Below are 17393 nucleotides of genomic sequence, written 5' to 3'. Positions count from 1 at the left end.
TTGGCTGGTCGGGCCCGAACGCCACCCGGCGCAATGCCGTCGGTCGCCGGCTGCGACCCCGGTCGCCGGCCCGGAAACCGCCCCTGAGCTGCGTTAGCGTGACCGTCGTGGCGCATCCAGTACCGATCGGGGGACCGCGGGCCGACCGGGCCCGACGGGTGGCCGACGTGTTGCGCCAGCAGATCCACGCCGACGCCTACCCGGACGGCCTGCCCGCCGAACTGGAGCTGGCCGACGAATTCTCGGTGTCGCGCAACACGATTCGCGAGGCGCTGGCCGTGCTCAAGCGCGAAGGCCTGATCGACCGCGGGCCCAGGGTGGGCACCCATGTCGCGCAGCGCAAATACGACCACGCCCTGGACGCGCTGCTGGGGCTGAAGGAGACGTTCAAGGGCCTCGGCGAGGTGCGCAACGAGGTGCGCGCGGCGATGCCGGTCACGGCGCCGCCGTCGGTGGCCCGCCGACTGCGGCTGGCGCCGGGGGAGCAGGCGGTGTTCATCGAGCGGCTGCGCTACCTCGGCGAGCTGCCGCTCAGCCTGGACCTCACCTACCTGGCCCCCCCGATCGGCCGCCAGGTGCTGGAGCATTCGCTGGAGACCAACGACGTGTTCGCCCTCATCGAACAGGTCAGCGGGCAGCGGCTGGGCTCGGCGGCGCTGGCGCTCGAGGCCATCCCCGCCGACGCGCATTCGGCGGCCACGCTGCAGGTGCCCGACGGCGCGGCGCTGCTGATGCTGGAGCGGCTCACCAGCCTGGCCGACGGCACTCCCGTCGACCTCGAGTACATCCGGATGCGGGGCGATCGAATCACCATGCGCGGCAACCTGTTCAGAGCCGAGCCGATGAGGAGCAACTCATGACGCTGATCCACAACACCCGCGTCGACGTGCCGGTGACCATCGACGAGTCGCTGTGCATCGAGGGCTGCACGCTGTGCGTCGAGGTCTGCCCGCTCGATGCCCTGGCTATCGACACCGACACCGGCAAGGCCTACATGCACGTCGACGAATGCTGGTACTGCGGCCCGTGCGCCGCCCGCTGCCCGACCGGCGCGGTCACCGTCAACATGCCCTACCTGCTTCGCTGAAAAGCGTTCACCCCCAGGAACTTCCATGAGAAGACATGCCGCCCTGCTGGCGTCGGTGCTGATCGCGGTCGCCGCGCTGGGCACCGGGTGCTCGCTGGAATCCCTGTCCCAGTCGGCCGGGGTGGTCAACGTGGTGGTGGGCTACCAGTCCAAGACCATCAACACCGTCACCGCGGGCACGCTGCTGCGCGCCCAGGGCTACCTGGAGCGCCGCCTGGCCGACATCACCACCCGCACCGGCACCAAATACGCGGTGCGCTGGCAGGATTACGACACCGGGGCGCCGATCACCGCGCAGATGCTCGCCGAAAAGATCGACATCGGCTCGATGGGCGACTACCCGATGCTGATCAACGGCTCCAAGACGCAGGCCAACCCGCTGGCCCGCACCGAGATGGTCTCCATCACCGGCTACAACCCCAAGGGCGCGCTGAACATGGTGGTGGTCAGCCCGGAGTCGCGGGCCAAGGACCTGGCCGACCTGGCCGGCGCCAAGGTCTCGGCCAGCGTGGGCTCGGCCGGCCACGGCACCCTGGTGCGGGCCCTGAGCCGGGCCGGCGTCAACGGTGTCGAGGTGCTCAACCAGCAGCCCCAGGTCGGGGCGTCGGCGCTGGAATCCGGTCAGGTGCAAGCGCTTTCGCAGTTCGTGGCCTGGCCCGGTCTGCTGGTGTTCCAGGGCAAGGCCAAACTGCTCTACGACGGGGCCGAGCTGAACCTGCCCACCCTGCACGGTGTGGTGGTGCGCCGCTCCTACGCGGCGGCCCACCCGGAGGTGCTGGCCGCCTTCCTGCAGGCGCAACTGGACGCCACCGATTTCCTCAACACGCACCCGCTGCAGGCCGCCCGCATCGTCGCCGACGCCAGCGGGCTGCCCCCGGAGGTGGTGTACCTCTACAACGGCCCGGGCGGCACCTCGTTCGACACCACGCTCAAGCCGTCGCTGACCGAAGCGCTGAAAAGCGATGTGCCCTACCTGAAGTCGATCGGCGACTTCGCCGACCTGGACGTGGACAAGTTCGTCGTGGACGAGCCACTGCGGGCGGTGTTCACCGCGCGCGGGCTGGACTACCAAGCCGCCCGGGCGCGCACCACCAACCCGTCCACGCTGCGCGGCGACCCGGCGCTAGCCGGCGAGCTGTGGCTGGACGGCGCCGACACGACGCAGACCACCGCCGACCCGGCGAGCCTGCTGCGGGCGGTGCGCGACGCGCTCGGCCGCGGCGCGCGGGTCCGCGCGGCCTACGTCCCCGACACCGAGTTCGGCACCCGCTGGTTCGCCGACAAGGCGTTCTGGGTCAAAGACGGGCAGAACTATCTGCCGTTCGGCACCGCAGCCGGGGCGGGCCGCTACCTGGCCGCGCACCCCGGCAGCATCGCCGTGAATTACCAACAGGCACTGGGAGGTTCGGTATGACAGCCCAAGTGGTGGCCGATCAGGTGGTGGGCGGCGTGATTTCGGCGCCCCCGCTGGCCCGCCCCCGCCGCGGCACGCTGCGGTGGCAGTCGCGGGTGCTTCGGGTGGTCTCGGTGGCCGCCGCCATCGGGTTGTGGCAGCTGCTCACCGCCGACAAGGTGCGGCTGCTGCTGCGCTTCGACACGCTGCCCACCGTCACCGAGATCGTCGGCGCGTTGCACCGCCGGCTGGCGGCCGGCGAGTACTGGCTGGATCTGGCGCAGTCGCTGCTGCGGATCCTGACCGGCTTCGGGCTGGCCGCCGTCATCGGGGTGGCGACCGGTGTGCTGCTGGGCCGTTCGCGGTTGTTCGCCGACGTGTTCGGGCCGCTAGCCGAACTGGCCCGGCCCATCCCGGCCATCGCGATGGTGCCGGTGGCCATCCTGCTGTTCCCCACCGACGAGGCCGGCATCGTGTTCATCACGTTCCTGGCGGCCTACTTCCCGATCATGGTCTCCACCCGGCACGCCGTGCGGGCGCTGCCCACGCTGTGGGAGGACTCGGTGCGCACGCTGGGCGGCGGCCGCTGGCAGGTGCTGACCCAGGTGGTGCTGCCCGGCATCCTGCCGGGCGTGTTCGGCGGCCTGTCCGTCGGCATGGGCGTGGCCTGGATCTGCGTGATCTCCGCCGAGATGATCTCGGGCCGTCTCGGGGTCGGTTACCGCACCTGGCAGGACTACACCGTGCTGGCCTACCCGCAGGTGTTCGTCGGCATCATCACCATCGGCGTGCTGGGGTTCGCCACGTCGGCGGCCGTCGAACTGGTGGGCCGGCGGGTGACCCGGTGGCTGCCGCGCGCCCAGGACGGTGCGCGGTGACCGCCATGCGCCTCGAGCTGGACCGAGTTCGGTTGTCCTACAACGGCCCCGCGGTGATCAACGAGCTGAGCCTGGTGGTGCGCCCGGGGGAGATCCTGGTGCTGACCGGGCCGTCGGGCTGCGGCAAGTCGACGGTACTGCGGGCCCTGGCCGGCCTGCTGACCCCCGACGGCGGCCGGGTGCTGGCCGACGGCGTGCCGGTCACCGGTACCTCGGGTGATCGCGCAATGGTGTTCCAGGACAACGCCTTACTGCCGTGGCGCACGGTGCGGTCCAACATCGAACTGGCGCTGCGGCTGCGCGGCCAGCCGCGGGCCGGCCGGCGCGCGGCCGCCGAGCGGTGGATCTCCGAGCTGGGGCTGGCCGGGTTCGGCGACTACCTGCCCAAGAGCCTGTCCGGGGGGATGCGCCAGCGCGTCCAGCTCGCCCGCGGCCTGGCCGGGGCGCCGCGCGCGGTGATGATGGACGAGCCGTTCGGCGCGCTGGACACCCGGACCCGCGCGGCCATGCAGCGGCTGCTGATCGACACCTGGCGCACCCACCCGACCACCATCGTGTTCGTCACCCACGACGTCGACGAGGCGCTGGCCCTGGGCGACCGCATCGTGGTGCTGGGCCGCGCCGGCGAGCCGCCGCGGGCGTCGGTCGAGGTGCCCGAGCCGCGCAGCGACCGCCCGCACGCCGAGTTGCGGGCGCAGATCATCGACGCACTCAACCACGCGGAGGCCGCCTGATGCAGATACCCGACCCCACCGCCCCGCTCCGGCTGGACTGTGACGTCCTGGTGATCGGCGGCGGCACCGCGGGCACCATGGCCGCGCTGTCGGCCGCCGAGCACGGGGCGCAGGTGCTGCTGCTGGAGAAGGCGCACGTGCGGCACTCCGGCGCGCTGGCGATGGGCATGGACGGCGTCAACAACGCGGTGATCCCGGGCAAGGCCGAACCCGAGGACTACGTCGCCGAGATCACCCGCGCCAACGATGGAATCGTCAACCAGCACACCATCTATCAGACCGCCACCCGCGGCTTCGCCATGGTGCAGCGGCTGGAGCGCTACGGGGTGAAGTTCGAAAAGAACGAGCACGGCGAATACGCCGTGCGCCGCGTGCACCGCTCCGGGTCGTACGTGCTGCCCATGCCCGAGGGCAAGGACGTCAAGAAGGCGCTGTACCGGGTGCTGCGGCAACGCTCGATGCGCGAGCGGATCCGCATCGAGAACCGGCTGATGCCGGTGCGGGTGTTGGTCGACCCCGACAGCGGTGGCCGCGCCGTCGGCGCCGCCGCGTTGCACACCCGCACCGGCGAATTCGTCACGGTCGGCGCCAAGGCGGTCATCCTGGCGACCGGGGCGTGCGGCCGGCTCGGGCTGCCCGCGTCGGGATACCTGTACGGCACCTACGAGAACCCGACCAACGCCGGCGACGGCTACTCGATGGCCTACCACGCCGGCGCGGAGCTCTCGGGCATCGAGTGCTTCCAAGTCAACCCGCTGATCAAGGACTACAACGGCCCGGCGTGTGCCTACGTCGCCAATCCGTTCGGCGGGTATCAGGTCAACGCGCAGGGCGAGCGGTTCGTGGACTCCGACTACTGGTCCGGCCAGATGATGGCCGAGGTGAAACGCGAGATCGACTCCGCGCGCGGACCGATCTATCTCAAGGTGTCGCACCTGCCCGACGAGACGCTGACCGCGCTGGAGAACATCCTGCACACCACGGAACGGCCCACCCGGGGCACCTTCCACGCCAACCGCGGCCACGACTACCGCACCCACGACATCGAGATGCACATCTCCGAAATCGGTTTGTGCAGCGGGCATTCCGCGTCGGGTGTGTGGGTCGACGAGCATGCCCGCACCACGGTGCCCGGCCTGTACGCCGCGGGCGACCTGGCCTGCGTCCCGCACAACTACATGATCGGGGCGTTCGTGTTCGGCGACCTGGCCGGCACCCATGCCGCCTCGACCCTGGCCGATGTGGCAGCGCCGCAACAGCTTCCGGCCGACCAGCTGCGCGAGGCGCACGAGCTCATCTACCGGCCGCTGCGCCACCCGGACGGGCCGCCGCAGCCGCAGGTGGAGTACAAGCTGCGCCGGTTCGTCAACGACTACGTCGCGCCGCCCAAGACGGCGGCCAAGCTGTCCATCGCGATCCGCACCTTCGAGCGGATGAGCGCCGAGATCGCCGAGATGGGCGCCCGCAACCCGCACGAGCTGATGCGCGCGGTGGAGGTGTCGTTCATCCGGGACTGCGCCGAGATGGCCGCCCGGTCCTCGCACACCCGCACCGAATCGCGCTGGGGCCTCTACCACGACCGGGCCGACCTGCCGGGCCGCGACGACAATCAATGGGGCTATCACCTCAACCTGCGCAAGGGCGACGACGGCCGGATGGTGTTCCTCAAACGGCCGGTGGCACCGTATTTCGTGCCGGTTCCGGAGCTGGACGGGCTGCCGCCGGTCGACCAGACCGTGCACCCGGTGCAGCAGCCGCCGCTGATCGGCGGCCAGGCCCCGGCCAGCGCTGCCTCCCGCATCGCTTCCCCCGCAACGGGTTTCGAGCCGCCGTCGCCGCGCATCGCCGCGGTGCTGGCACTCGACGAGCCGAGTGTGGCCGAGCTGGCGCCCTACCTGGGTGACCCGGATCCCGGAGTGCGCCGCACCGCGGTGGCGACGCTGACCGAGAACACCCCCGAGGGATACGCCCCCGCCCTGCTGGCCGCGCTGGGCGACGACGCCGCCGCGGTGCGCGCCGCCGCCGCCGAGGGCGTCCGGGAGCTGGTCGAGGTGCTGCCCGAACCGGAATCGGTTCGCGCCCACCTGGATTCGTCCGACCGGGTGGTGCGGGCGGCCGCGCTGTACGTGCTGGCCGCGCGCCGCGCCGGCGACGCCGCCCGGTACCGGCGCGCCCTGGGCGATCCCGATCACCGGGTGCGCATCGAGGCGGTGCGGGCGCTGGTGTCCGTCGACGACGTGGACGGGGTGGTCGACGCCGCCGGCGACGAGAACCGGGAGGTGCGCATCGCGGCCGCCGCCGGGCTGGCGACGCTGCGCGACGGGACGGGTCCGGCCGGCGGGGCGGTGCGCGCGCTGGTCGCCGACCCCGACCCGCTGGTGCGTGCCGCCGGGCTGGCCGCGCTCGGCGAATTGGGCTGCGGCCCAGACGATTACGGGGCCATCACGCAGGCGCTGCGCGCGTCGGCGTGGCAGGTGCGCGAAGGCGCGGCGCGGGCGCTGGCCGGTGCGGCCGCCGAGGTCGCGGTGCCGCTGCTGGGCGAGGCGCTGGGCGACGCGCACCTGGACGTGCGCAAGGCCGCGGTGCTCGCCCTGACCCGGTGGGCCGGCGAGCCGGCCGCCCGCGACGCCCTGGGGATCGCGCTCAAGGACACCGACGCCGACGTGCGCGCGTACGCGCGCCGGGCGCTGGAACACCGCGAGCGGGCCGTGAAAAGCTAGTCAGCGCAGGATCTTTGCATACAGCAGGCTGTCCTGCGGTTCGGGCCCCATGGTGGGATAGACGGCGTGCCGGGCCAGCCGGCCCTCCAGGAAGAACCCGGCGTGCTCCAGCAGGCGCGCCGAGCGCTGGTTGTCGACGCTGCAGGTGGCCCACACGCGATAGACCTCACGGTCGGCGTCCAGCGCGGTGAGCAGCATGCCGAGCACCTCCGACATCAGGCCCTTGCCCCACCACCGCCGGCCCAGGCAGTAGCCGATCTCCACCGAGTGCGGCGCGGTGCGCCGGCAGCTGAGCAGCCCGACCACCTCCCCGCGGTGCCGCAGCTCGATCACCCAGGTCTTCTCGTCCGCGCTGGCGTTGAGCTTCTCGGTGATCACCCGCCGGGTGGCCGCCACGTCCGGATGCGGCGCCCACAGCAGGTATTTGGTGACCTGCGGATCGCGGGCGACCCGCTGGAACAGCGGGCCGGCGTCGTCGAGCACCGGCAGCCGCAGCGACAGCCGGGGCCCGGTGATGCGGTCGGGAGGGTATTCGGGCATGGCGGTGCGGTTCAAAGGCCGAGCGCGCGATAGGTGGTGCGGACGAACCGGGGCTGGGCGGTGCGCAGTTTGGCCAGCGACGTGTTGCCGGCGACGGCGGTGGCGGCGTCGACGGTGAGGTCGGGAAGGTTCTGGATCAGATAGATCAGGATCAGCTCGGCCGTCGGGTCGGCCTGCCACCACGTCCCGTAGGCGCCGGGCCAGCTGAACGTGCCGACCCCGCCCGGGCCGAAAAGCGGTATGCTCCTTGCCGGGTCGGTGACCACCGACAGGTTCAGCCCGAAGCCGCGGCCCACCCAGTACGGCGCGCCCAGGAAATTGTGCCGCTTCTGCGCCTCGGTGAGCCGGTCGGTCCGCATCAGCCGGACCGACTCTTCCGAGAGCACCCGCACCCCGTCGATCGTCCCGTCGCCCAGCAACATTCGCACGAAGCGCAGGTAGTCGTCGGCGCTCGACCACAACCCGCCGCCGGCGTTGCAGAACGCGGGCGGCGTGACGTGCGGCGGGCCCATCACGCCGTGCTGCAGCCGGCTGTGCTCGTCGAGGGAGTACATGGTCGCCGCCCGGTGCCGCGCCTGCGGCGAGACGAAGAACCCGGTGTCGGTCATGCCCGCCGGGCCCAGCACCCGTTCGTCGAGAACCTGGTGGAACGGCTTGTCCTCGATGCGGGCGGCGATGACACCCAGCAGGTCGATCGAGTGGCTGTAGGTGACCTTCTCGCCGGGTTGGTGCACCAACGGCAGCTTGGCCAGCTCGGCCAGCCAGGCGTCCGGCCCGTGCTGGAACGGCAGCCGCATGTAGGCCTTGGAGATCGGCCCGGACACCGAGAATCCGTAGGCCAGCCCGCTGGTGTGGGTGAGCAGGTCCTCGATCAGGATGGCGCGGTCGAGCGGGTGGGTGCGGTCCAGCGGGCCGTGCGGGTCGTCGAGGACCCGCACGCCGGCCAGCTCCGGCGCCCAGCGCGTGACCGGATCCTTCAGGCTCAGCTTGCCCGCGTCGACCAGGCTCATCACCGCCGCGACGGTCACCGGTTTGGTCATCGACGCGATGCGAAACAGGGTGTCGCGGCGCATCGGCAGCCCCGCCTCCACGTCCCGGTAGCCGATCTCGTTGACCTGCAGCAGTTCTCCGCGCTGCCAGACCATCGTCACCGCCCCGGCCAGCAGGCCGGCGTCGCACACTTCGCGGATGGAGACGCTGTTGGCGTCGAGGGTCACGCGATTCACCTGGTCAGGTTAGCGGGCGGGCCGCCACGGCCGCCGCGCGCGGTCGCCCGCGAAATTAGTGCTACGCTGCCGTGCAGTCGACATCCTTTAACGATCCGTCCGGTGAGGCGGAGAAGGAGGTCAAGTTTCGCATGGGTGCTGCGGGCAACACCGGCTCGTCCGGTGATTCCCGGGAGTTGATGTCGGCGGCCGACGTCGGCCGCACCGTTTCCCGCATCGCGCATCAGATCATCGAAAAGACCGCGCTGGACGGTCCGGACGGGCCGCGGGTGGTGCTGCTGGGCATCCCGACCCGCGGCGTCACCCTGGCCGACCGGCTGGCCCGCAACATCGGCGAATACAGCGGGGTCGAGGTCGGCCACGGCGCCCTGGACATCACCCTGTATCGCGACGACCTGATGCAAAAACCCCCGCGGCCGCTGGAGGCCACCTCGATCCCGGCCGGCGGCATCGACGACGCGCTGGTGATCCTGGTCGACGACGTGCTCTACTCCGGCCGCTCGGTGCGCTCGGCACTGGACGCGCTGCGCGACGTGGGCCGCCCCCGGGTGGTGCAACTGGCGGTGCTGGTCGACCGCGGTCACCGCGAGCTGCCGCTGCGCGCCGACTACGTCGGCAAGAACGTCCCCACCTCGCGCAGCGAGAGCGTGCACGTGCTGCTGGCCGAGCACGACGGCGCCGACGGGGTGGTGATCTCGCGATGACCCGCCACCTGCTCGCCGCCGGCGACCTGAGCCGCGACGACGCCACCGCCATCCTCGACGACGCCGACCGGTTCGCCCAGGCGCTGGTGGGCCGCGAGATCAAGAAACTGCCGACGCTGCGTGGCCGCACCGTCGTCACCATGTTCTACGAGAACTCCACCCGCACCCGGGTGTCCTTCGAGGTGGCCGGCAAGTGGATGAGCGCCGACGTGATCAACGTCAGCGCCGCCGGGTCCTCGGTGGGCAAGGGGGAGTCGCTGCGCGACACCGCCCTGACGCTGCGGGCGGCCGGCGCCGACGCGCTGATCATCCGGCACCCGGCCTCCGGCGCCGCGCACCTGCTTGCCGAATGGACTTGCGGCAACGGCGATTCCAGCGACGCCGGGCCGTCGGTGATCAACGCCGGCGACGGCACCCACGAGCACCCGACGCAGGCGCTGCTGGACGCGCTGACCATCCGCCAGCGGCTCGGCGGCATCGAGGGCCGGCGCGTGGTGATCGTCGGCGACGTCCTGCACAGCCGGGTGGCCCGCTCCAACGTGATGCTGCTGTCCACCCTGGGCGCCGAGGTGGTGCTGGTCGCCCCGCCGACGCTGTTGCCGGTCGGCGTCGAGGGCTGGCCGGTGACCGTGTCGAACGACTTCGACGCCGAGCTGCCCGCCGCCGATGCGGTGCTCATGCTGCGCGTGCAGGCCGAGCGGATGAACGGTGGCTTCTTCCCGTCGGTGCGCGAGTACTCGTCCCTGTACGGGCTGTCCGATCGCCGCCAGGCGATGCTGCCCGGCCACGCCGTGGTGCTGCACCCGGGCCCGATGCTGCGCGGCATGGAGATCGCCTCCTCGGTGGCGGACTCGTCGCAATCTGCTGTGCTGCAACAGGTTTCCAACGGTGTGCACGTGCGGATGGCGGTGCTGTTCCACGTGCTGGTGGGCGCGGAGGAGATCGCCGCATGAGCGTGTTGCTGCGCGGAGTCCGGTTGTACGGCGAGGGCGACCGGGTCGATGTCCTGGTCGACGACGGGCAGATCGCCGACATCGGCGCCGGGCTCGACATCCCCGACACCGCCGACGTCATCGACGCCACCGGCCAGGTGCTGCTGCCCGGGTTCGTCGACCTGCACACCCACCTGCGCGAGCCGGGCCGCGAATACGCCGAGGACATCGAAACCGGTTCGGCCGCTGCGGCTTTGGGTGGCTACACCGCGGTGTTCGCGATGGCCAACACCAACCCGGTCGCCGACAGCCCGGTGGTCACCGACCACGTATGGCACCGGGGCCAGCAGGTCGGCCTGGTCGACGTGCACCCGGTGGGCGCGGTCACCATGGGTCTGGCCGGCAAGGAACTCACCGAGATGGGCATGATGGCGGCGGGGGCCGCGCAGGTGCGGATGTTCTCCGACGACGGCGTCTGCGTGCACGACCCGCTGGTGATGCGCCGCGCCCTGGAATACGCCACCGGCCTGGGCGTGCTCATCGCCCAGCACGCCGAGGAGCCGCGGCTGACCGTCGGCGCGGTCGCCCACGAGGGGCCCACCGCCGCCCGGCTGGGACTCGCGGGCTGGCCGCGGGCGGCCGAGGAATCGATCGTCGCCCGCGACGCGCTGCTGGCCCGCGACGCCGGCGCCCGGGTGCACATCTGCCACGCCTCCACCGCGGGCACCGTCGAGATCGTGAAATGGGCCAAGCAGCAAGGCATCTCGATCACCGCCGAGGTCACCCCGCACCACCTGATGCTGGACGACTCCCGGCTGGCCAGTTACGACGGGCGCAACCGGGTCAACCCGCCGCTGCGCGAGGCGGCCGACGCGGCCGCGCTGCGCCGGGCGCTGGCCGACGGCGTGATCGACTGTGTGGCCACCGATCACGCGCCGCACGCCGAGCACGAGAAGTGCGTGGAGTTCTCTGCGGCCCGCCCCGGCATGCTGGGGCTGCAGACGGCGCTGTCGATCGTGGTCCACACGATGGTCCGCCCAGGGCTGCTGACCTGGCGGGACGTCGCCAAGGTGATGAGCGAAAACCCCGCGCGCATCGCAAATCTGCCCGATCACGGCCGCCCGCTGGAGGTGGGGGAGCCGGCCAACCTGACGGTGGTGGACCCCGACGCCAGCTGGACGGTGGCCGGGTCGGACCTGGCCAGCCGGTCGGCCAACACCCCCTACGAGGCGATGACGCTGCCGGCCACCGTGACCGCGACCCTGCTGCGCGGCAAGGTCACCGCCCGCGATGGGAAGTGCCCGGTATGAACCGCGCCGGCGAGGATGCGGTGCGCCGCATGAGCGGCGGCACTGAGGAGGAGCGGGGCCAATGAATTCCGGCACGCTGGTGGGCTCGCTGATCTTCGCGGCCGTGCTGGTGGTGGTGATCGCGGTCGTGATCCAGCTGATGATGCGCGGCTGGGTGCGCCGCGCCCGGCGGCAGGCCGAGCTGATCGGCGAGCTGCCCGGGGTGCCCGACAAGGTCGGCACCGCGACGGCCACCCTGCAGGGCGTCTATGTCGGGTGCACCCTGTCGCCGGCCTGGAACGACCGGGTGACGGCCGGCGATCTGGGCTACCGGAGCAAGGCGGCGCTGACCCGCTACCCGGAGGGGATCCTGCTGGAACGCATTCGCGCCACCCCGATTTGGATCCCCCAGCAGTCGATCAGCGCGGTCCGCACCGAGCGGGGCATGGCCGGAAAGGTCGCGGCCCGCAACTCGATTCTGGCGATCCGGTGGCGGCTGCCGTCGGGCGTGGAGATCGACACCGGCTTCCGGGCCAACAACCGGGGCGAATACGACGGCTGGCTGCAGCCGGGGCGGGAGGAGCGGCGTTCGTGAGTGGCAAGGCGCAACTGGTGCTCGAGGACGGCCGCGTCTTCACCGGCACACCGTTCGGGGCGATCGGCCAAACCCTGGGCGAGGCCGTGTTTTCCACCGGCATGTCCGGCTACCAGGAGACGTTGACCGACCCCAGCTACCACCGCCAGATCGTGGTGGCCACCGCGCCGCAGATCGGCAATACCGGCTGGAACGGCGAGGACGCCGAGAGCCGCGGCGACAAGATCTGGGTGGCCGGCTACGCGGTGCGCGACCCGTCGCCGCGCGTGTCCAACTGGCGCGCCACCGGAAGCCTGGAGGACGAGCTGATCCGCCAGCGCATCGTGGGCATCGCTCGCATCGACACCCGCGCGGTGGTGCGCCACCTGCGGACCCGCGGTTCGATGAAGGCGGGGGTGTTCTCCGGTGACGCCCTGGCCGATCCGGACGAACTGGTGCAGCGGGTGCGCGGCCAGCAGTCCATGCTGGGCGCCGACCTGGCCGGCGAGGTCAGCACGCCGGACGCCTACATCGTGGAACCCGAAGGGCCGCCGCGGTTTACCGTCGCCGCCCTGGACCTGGGCATCAAAACCAACACGCCGCGCAACTTCGCCCGTCGCGGCATCCGCAGCCACGTGCTGCCCTCGTCGGCGACCTTCGAGCAGATCGCCGACCTCAGGCCGGACGGCGTGTTCCTGTCCAACGGGCCCGGCGACCCCGCCACCGCCGACCACATCGTGGCGGTCACCCGCGAGGTGCTGGGCGCCGGAATCCCATTGTTCGGCATCTGTTTCGGCAACCAGATCCTGGGCCGGGCGCTGGGCCTGTCCACCTACAAGATGGTGTTCGGTCACCGCGGCATCAACATCCCGGTGATCGACCACGCCACCGGGCGGGTGGCGGTGACCGCGCAGAACCACGGCTTCGCGCTGCAGGGCGAGGCCGGCCAGGCCTTCGACACGCCGTTCGGCGCGGCGGTGGTCAGCCACACCTGCGCCAACGACGGGGTGGTGGAGGGCGTGAAACTCGCTGACGGACGGGCATTTTCGGTGCAGTACCACCCGGAGGCGGCGGCCGGCCCGCACGACGCGAACTACCTCTTCGACCAATTCATCGAGCTGATGGAAGGGGACCGCTAGTGCCCCGGCGCACCGACCTCAACCACGTCCTGGTGATCGGCTCGGGCCCGATCGTGATCGGGCAGGCCTGCGAGTTCGACTATTCCGGCACCCAGGCCTGCCGGGTGCTCAAGGCCGAGGGCCTGCAGGTCAGCCTGGTCAACTCCAACCCGGCCACGATCATGACCGATCCGGAGTACGCCGACCACACCTACGTCGAGCCCATCACGCCGGCCTTCGTCGAACGGGTGATCGCGCAGCAGGCCGAGCGGGGCAACAAGATCGACGCGCTGCTGGCCACCCTGGGCGGGCAGACCGCGCTGAACACCGCCGTCGCGCTGTACGAGAACGGGGCGCTGGACCGCTACGGGGTGGAACTGATCGGCGCCGACTTCGACGCCATCCAGCGCGGCGAGGACCGGCAGCGGTTCAAGGACATCGTCGCCAAGGTCGGCGGTGAATCCGCCCGCAGCCGAGTGTGTTTCACCATGGACGAGGTGCGCGAGACCGTCGCCGAGCTGGGCCTGCCGGTGGTGGTGCGGCCCAGCTTCACCATGGGCGGCCTGGGCTCGGGGATGGCGCGCTCCGTCGAGGAGGTCGACCGGATGGCCGGCGCCGGGCTGGCCGAAAGCCCCAGCGCCAACGTGCTGATCGAGGAATCCATCTACGGCTGGAAGGAATTCGAGCTCGAGCTGATGCGCGACGGCAACGACAACGTCGTCGTGGTGTGCTCGATCGAGAACGTCGACCCGATGGGCGTGCACACCGGCGACTCGGTCACCGTCGCCCCGGCGATGACGCTCACCGACCGCGAATACCAGCGGATGCGCGACCTGGGCATCGCGATCCTGCGCGAGGTCGGGGTGGACACCGGCGGCTGCAACATCCAGTTCGCGGTGAACCCCAAAGACGGCCGGCTGATCGTCATCGAGATGAATCCCCGGGTGTCGCGCTCGAGCGCGCTGGCCTCCAAGGCCACCGGGTTCCCGATCGCCAAGATCGCCGCCAAGCTGGCCATCGGTTACACCCTGGACGAGATCGTCAACGACATCACCAAGGAGACGCCGGCCTGCTTCGAGCCCACCCTGGACTACGTGGTGGTCAAGGCGCCGCGGTTCGCGTTCGAGAAGTTCCCCGGCGCCGACCCCACGCTGACCACCACCATGAAATCCGTCGGCGAGGCAATGTCGTTGGGCCGCAACTTCATCGAGGCGCTGGGCAAGGTGATGCGCTCGCTGGAGACCAGCCGCGCCGGATTCTGGACCAAGCCCGACCCCGACGGCGGCCTCGACGACGTGCTGGCCCGGCTGCAGACGCCCACCGAGGGCCGGCTCTACGACCTCGAGCTGGCGCTGCGGCTGGGCGCCCCGGTGGAACGGGTCGCGCAGGCCAGCGGCGTGGACCCGTGGTTCATCGCGCAGATCGGCGAACTCGTCGCGCTGCGCGGCGAGCTGATCGGCGCCCCCGTGCTGGACGCCGACCTGCTGCGGCGGGCCAAGCACCACGGCCTGTCGGACCGCCAGATCGCCGCGCTGCGACCGGAATTGGCCGGCGAGAACGGGGTGCGGTCGCTGCGCGAACGCCTCGGCGTGCACCCGGTGTACAAGACGGTCGACACCTGCGCGGCCGAGTTCGAGGCCAAGACCCCCTACCACTACAGCAGCTACGAACTCGACCCGGCCGCCGAGACGGAGGTCGCCCCGCAGCCGCAGCGGCCGAAGGTGCTCATCCTCGGCTCGGGCCCCAACCGGATCGGCCAGGGCATCGAATTCGACTACAGCTGCGTGCATGCCGCGACGACGTTGAGCCAGGCCGGTTTCGAGACCGTGATGGTCAACTGCAACCCCGAGACGGTGTCCACCGACTACGACACCGCCGACCGGCTGTATTTCGAGCCGCTGACCTTCGAGGACGTCCTCGAGGTGTTCCGGGCCGAGCAGCAGTCCGGCGCCGGCGGCCCGGGCGTGGTGGGCGTCATCGTGCAGCTCGGCGGGCAGACCCCGCTCGGGCTGGCGCAACGCCTCGCCGACGCGGGCGTGCCGATCGTGGGCACCCCGCCGGAGGCCATCGACCTGGCCGAGGACCGCGGCTCCTTCGGCGACGTGCTGACCGCGGCCGGCCTGCCCGCGCCGAAGTACGGCACCGCAACGACTTTCGCGCAGGCCCGCCGGATCGCCGTGGACATCGGCTACCCGGTGCTGGTGCGGCCGTCCTACGTGCTGGGCGGCCGGGGCATGGAGATCGTCTACGACGAGGAGACGCTGCGCGACTACATCACCCGCGCCACCGAGCTCTCACCCGAGCATCCGGTGCTGGTCGACCGCTTCCTCGAGGACGCGGTCGAGATCGACGTGGACGCGCTGTGCGACGGCACCGAGGTGTACATCGGCGGCATCATGGAGCACATCGAGGAGGCCGGCATCCACTCCGGCGACTCGGCGTGCGCCCTGCCGCCGGTGACGTTGGGCCGCAGCGACATCGAGAAGGTGCGGCGCGCCACCGAGGCCATCGCGCACGGCATCGGGGTGGTGGGGCTGCTCAACGTGCAGTACGCGCTCAAGGACGACGTGCTCTACGTGCTGGAAGCCAACCCGCGCGCCAGCCGCACGGTGCCGTTCGTGTCGAAGGCCACCGCCATCCCGCTGGCCAAGGCGTGTGCACGGATCATGTTGGGCGCCACCATATCCCAGCTTCGCGCGGAGGAAATGCTGGCCGCGTCCGGGGACGGCGCGCACGCCGCGCTGAACGCCCCGATCGCGGTCAAGGAGGCGGTGCTGCCCTTCCACCGGTTCCGCACCGTGGAGGGCGCCGGCATCGACTCGCTGCTCGGCCCGGAGATGAAGTCCACCGGCGAGGTGATGGGGATCGACCGCGACTTCGGCAGCGCCTTCGCCAAGAGTCAGACCGCCGCCTACGGGTCGCTGCCGGCCCAGGGCACCGTGTTCGTGTCGGTCGCCAACCGGGACAAGCGCTCACTGGTGTTCCCGGTCAAACGGCTGGCCGACCTGGGTTTCCGGGTGCTGGCCACCGAGGGCACCGCGGAGATGTTGCGCCGCAACGGAATTCCCTGCGACGAGGTGCGCAAGCACTTCGAGGACCCGCAGCCCGGCCGCCCCGAGATGTCGGCCGTCGACGCGATCAAGGCCGGCGAGGTCGACATGGTGATCAACACGCCCTACGGCAACTCCGGCCCGCGCATCGACGGCTACGAAATCCGTTCCGCCGCAGTGTCGGTCAACATTCCCTGCGTGACCACCGTGCAGGGCGCCTCGGCCGCCGTGCAGGGCATCGAGGCCGGCATCCGCGGCGACATCGGGGTGCGCAGCCTGCAGGAACTGCATAGCCAGATCGCCTCGGACAAGGGGCCGCGGTGACCGGGTTCGGCGCCCGGCTGGCCGCCGCGAAAGCGCAACGCGGGCCGCTGTGCGTGGGCATCGACCCGCACCCCGAGCTGCTGCGGGCGTGGGACCTGCCGACCACCGCCGACGGGCTAGCCGCCTTCTGCGACATCTGCGTCGAGGCGTTCGCCGGATTCGCGGTCGTCAAGCCGCAGGTGGCGTTCTTCGAGGCCTACGGCGCGGCCGGATTCGCGGTGCTCGAACGCACCATCGCCGCGCTGCGGTCGGCCGGGGTGCTGGTGCTGGCCGACGCCAAGCGCGGCGACATCGGCACCACCATGGCCGCCTACGCCGCCGCCTGGGCCGGTGACTCGCCGCTGGCCGCCGACGCGGTGACGGCCTCGCCCTACCTGGGGTTCGGCTCGCTGCGGCCGCTGCTGGAAGCCGCCGCCGCGCACGACCGCGGGGTGTTCGTGCTGGCGGCCACCTCCAACCCGGAGGGCGCCACCGTGCAGCGGGCCGCCTTCGACGGCCGCACGGTGGCCCAGCTGGTGGTCGACCAGGCGGCGGTGGTGAATCGGTCGACGAACCCGGCCGGGCCCGGCTACGTCGGCGTCGTGGTGGGGGCGACGGTGCTGCAGCCGCCCGATCTGAGCGCGCTGGGCGGCCCGGTGCTGGTGCCCGGGCTCGGCGTGCAGGGCGGGCGGCCCGAGGCGCTGGCCGGGCTGGGCGGGGCGGAACCGGGGCAGCTGCTGCCCGCGGTGGCCCGCGAGGTGCTGCGGGCCGGTCCCGACGTGGCGGAGCTGCGCGGGGCGGCCGACCGGATGCTGGACGCCGTCGCCTACCTGGACGTGTAGCGG

The 17393-nt window shown here is 71.5% G+C and carries 15 protein-coding genes; 13 read left to right on the top strand and 2 right to left on the bottom strand.

From position 1 onward, the window contains the following. The first annotated feature begins 98 nt into the window (after positions 1-98). Genes NF20_RS09705 through NF20_RS09680 form a run of 6 tightly spaced genes read left to right on the top strand, consistent with a single transcriptional unit; the run spans position 99 to position 6812 of the window. A complete protein-coding gene (locus NF20_RS09705) occupies positions 99-860 on the top strand; it encodes a GntR family transcriptional regulator (protein ID WP_019733709.1) in 762 nt (253 codons plus the stop codon). Next, a complete protein-coding gene (locus NF20_RS09700) occupies positions 857-1087 on the top strand; it encodes a 4Fe-4S dicluster domain-containing protein (protein ID WP_011725445.1) in 231 nt (76 codons plus the stop codon). Before NF20_RS09705 ends, NF20_RS09700 begins: the two co-directional genes overlap by 4 nt. 25 nt (positions 1088-1112) lie before the next feature. Then, positions 1113-2501 (top strand): ABC transporter substrate-binding protein, encoded by a 1389-nt coding sequence (locus tag NF20_RS09695; RefSeq protein WP_011725444.1) that lies wholly within the window; start codon positions 1113-1115, stop codon positions 2499-2501. Beyond that, positions 2498-3358, top strand: coding sequence for an ABC transporter permease (locus NF20_RS09690; RefSeq protein ID WP_003872615.1), 861 nt, complete (start codon positions 2498-2500; stop codon positions 3356-3358). Before NF20_RS09695 ends, NF20_RS09690 begins: the two co-directional genes overlap by 4 nt. Next, the gene (locus NF20_RS09685) at positions 3355-4092 is read left to right on the top strand and encodes an ABC transporter ATP-binding protein (protein ID WP_003877618.1); all 738 of its coding nucleotides are present in this window, start codon (positions 3355-3357) and stop codon (positions 4090-4092) included. The genes NF20_RS09690 and NF20_RS09685 overlap by 4 nt, the downstream gene beginning before the upstream one ends. Beyond that, positions 4092-6812, top strand: coding sequence for a fumarate reductase/succinate dehydrogenase flavoprotein subunit (locus NF20_RS09680; RefSeq protein ID WP_011725443.1), 2721 nt, complete (start codon positions 4092-4094; stop codon positions 6810-6812). Before NF20_RS09685 ends, NF20_RS09680 begins: the two co-directional genes overlap by 1 nt. Here NF20_RS09680 and NF20_RS09675 read toward each other — a convergent pair whose 3' ends face one another. Both NF20_RS09675 and NF20_RS09670 read right to left on the bottom strand, forming a co-directional pair. Next, on the bottom strand, positions 6813-7352 hold the full coding sequence (locus tag NF20_RS09675) for a GNAT family N-acetyltransferase (protein ID WP_003872612.1): 540 nt from the start codon (positions 7350-7352) through the stop codon (positions 6813-6815). 11 nt (positions 7353-7363) lie between these two features. Then, complete coding sequence (locus NF20_RS09670; RefSeq protein ID WP_009977678.1) at positions 7364-8569, bottom strand: serine hydrolase domain-containing protein; 1206 nt, start codon at positions 8567-8569, stop codon at positions 7364-7366. Between the two features lie 140 nt (positions 8570-8709). Between NF20_RS09670 and pyrR the strand changes: the two genes are divergently transcribed. From pyrR to pyrF, 7 genes are all read left to right on the top strand, one after another. Further along, positions 8710-9282, top strand: coding sequence for a bifunctional pyr operon transcriptional regulator/uracil phosphoribosyltransferase PyrR (pyrR, locus tag NF20_RS09665; RefSeq protein ID WP_009977677.1), 573 nt, complete (start codon positions 8710-8712; stop codon positions 9280-9282). Next, positions 9279-10235 (top strand): aspartate carbamoyltransferase catalytic subunit, encoded by a 957-nt coding sequence (locus NF20_RS09660; RefSeq protein ID WP_003872564.1) that lies wholly within the window; start codon positions 9279-9281, stop codon positions 10233-10235. The genes pyrR and NF20_RS09660 overlap by 4 nt, the downstream gene beginning before the upstream one ends. Then, on the top strand, positions 10232-11524 hold the full coding sequence (locus NF20_RS09655; protein ID WP_009977676.1) for a dihydroorotase: 1293 nt from the start codon (positions 10232-10234) through the stop codon (positions 11522-11524). Before NF20_RS09660 ends, NF20_RS09655 begins: the two co-directional genes overlap by 4 nt. Positions 11525-11585: 61 nt before the next feature. Beyond that, positions 11586-12098 carry a hypothetical protein gene (locus NF20_RS09650; RefSeq protein ID WP_009977674.1) on the top strand — a complete coding sequence of 171 codons (513 nt, stop codon included), beginning with the start codon at positions 11586-11588 and terminating at the stop codon, positions 12096-12098. After that, positions 12095-13216 (top strand): glutamine-hydrolyzing carbamoyl-phosphate synthase small subunit, encoded by a 1122-nt coding sequence (gene carA / locus NF20_RS09645; RefSeq protein WP_009977672.1) that lies wholly within the window; start codon positions 12095-12097, stop codon positions 13214-13216. Before NF20_RS09650 ends, carA begins: the two co-directional genes overlap by 4 nt. Then, positions 13216-16569: a carbamoyl-phosphate synthase large subunit gene (carB, locus tag NF20_RS09640; protein WP_011725441.1), complete on the top strand. Its 3354-nt coding sequence runs from the start codon at positions 13216-13218 to the stop codon at positions 16567-16569. The genes carA and carB overlap by 1 nt, the downstream gene beginning before the upstream one ends. Next, a complete protein-coding gene (gene pyrF, locus NF20_RS09635) occupies positions 16566-17390 on the top strand; it encodes an orotidine-5'-phosphate decarboxylase (RefSeq protein WP_011725440.1) in 825 nt (274 codons plus the stop codon). Before carB ends, pyrF begins: the two co-directional genes overlap by 4 nt. The last annotated feature ends 3 nt before the right edge of the window (positions 17391-17393 follow it).

The organism is Mycobacterium sp. MAC_080597_8934, from assembly GCF_000523975.1.
Lineage (GTDB): Bacteria > Actinomycetota > Actinomycetes > Mycobacteriales > Mycobacteriaceae > Mycobacterium > Mycobacterium avium.
This window is presented reverse-complemented; position numbering and strand designations above follow the sequence as displayed.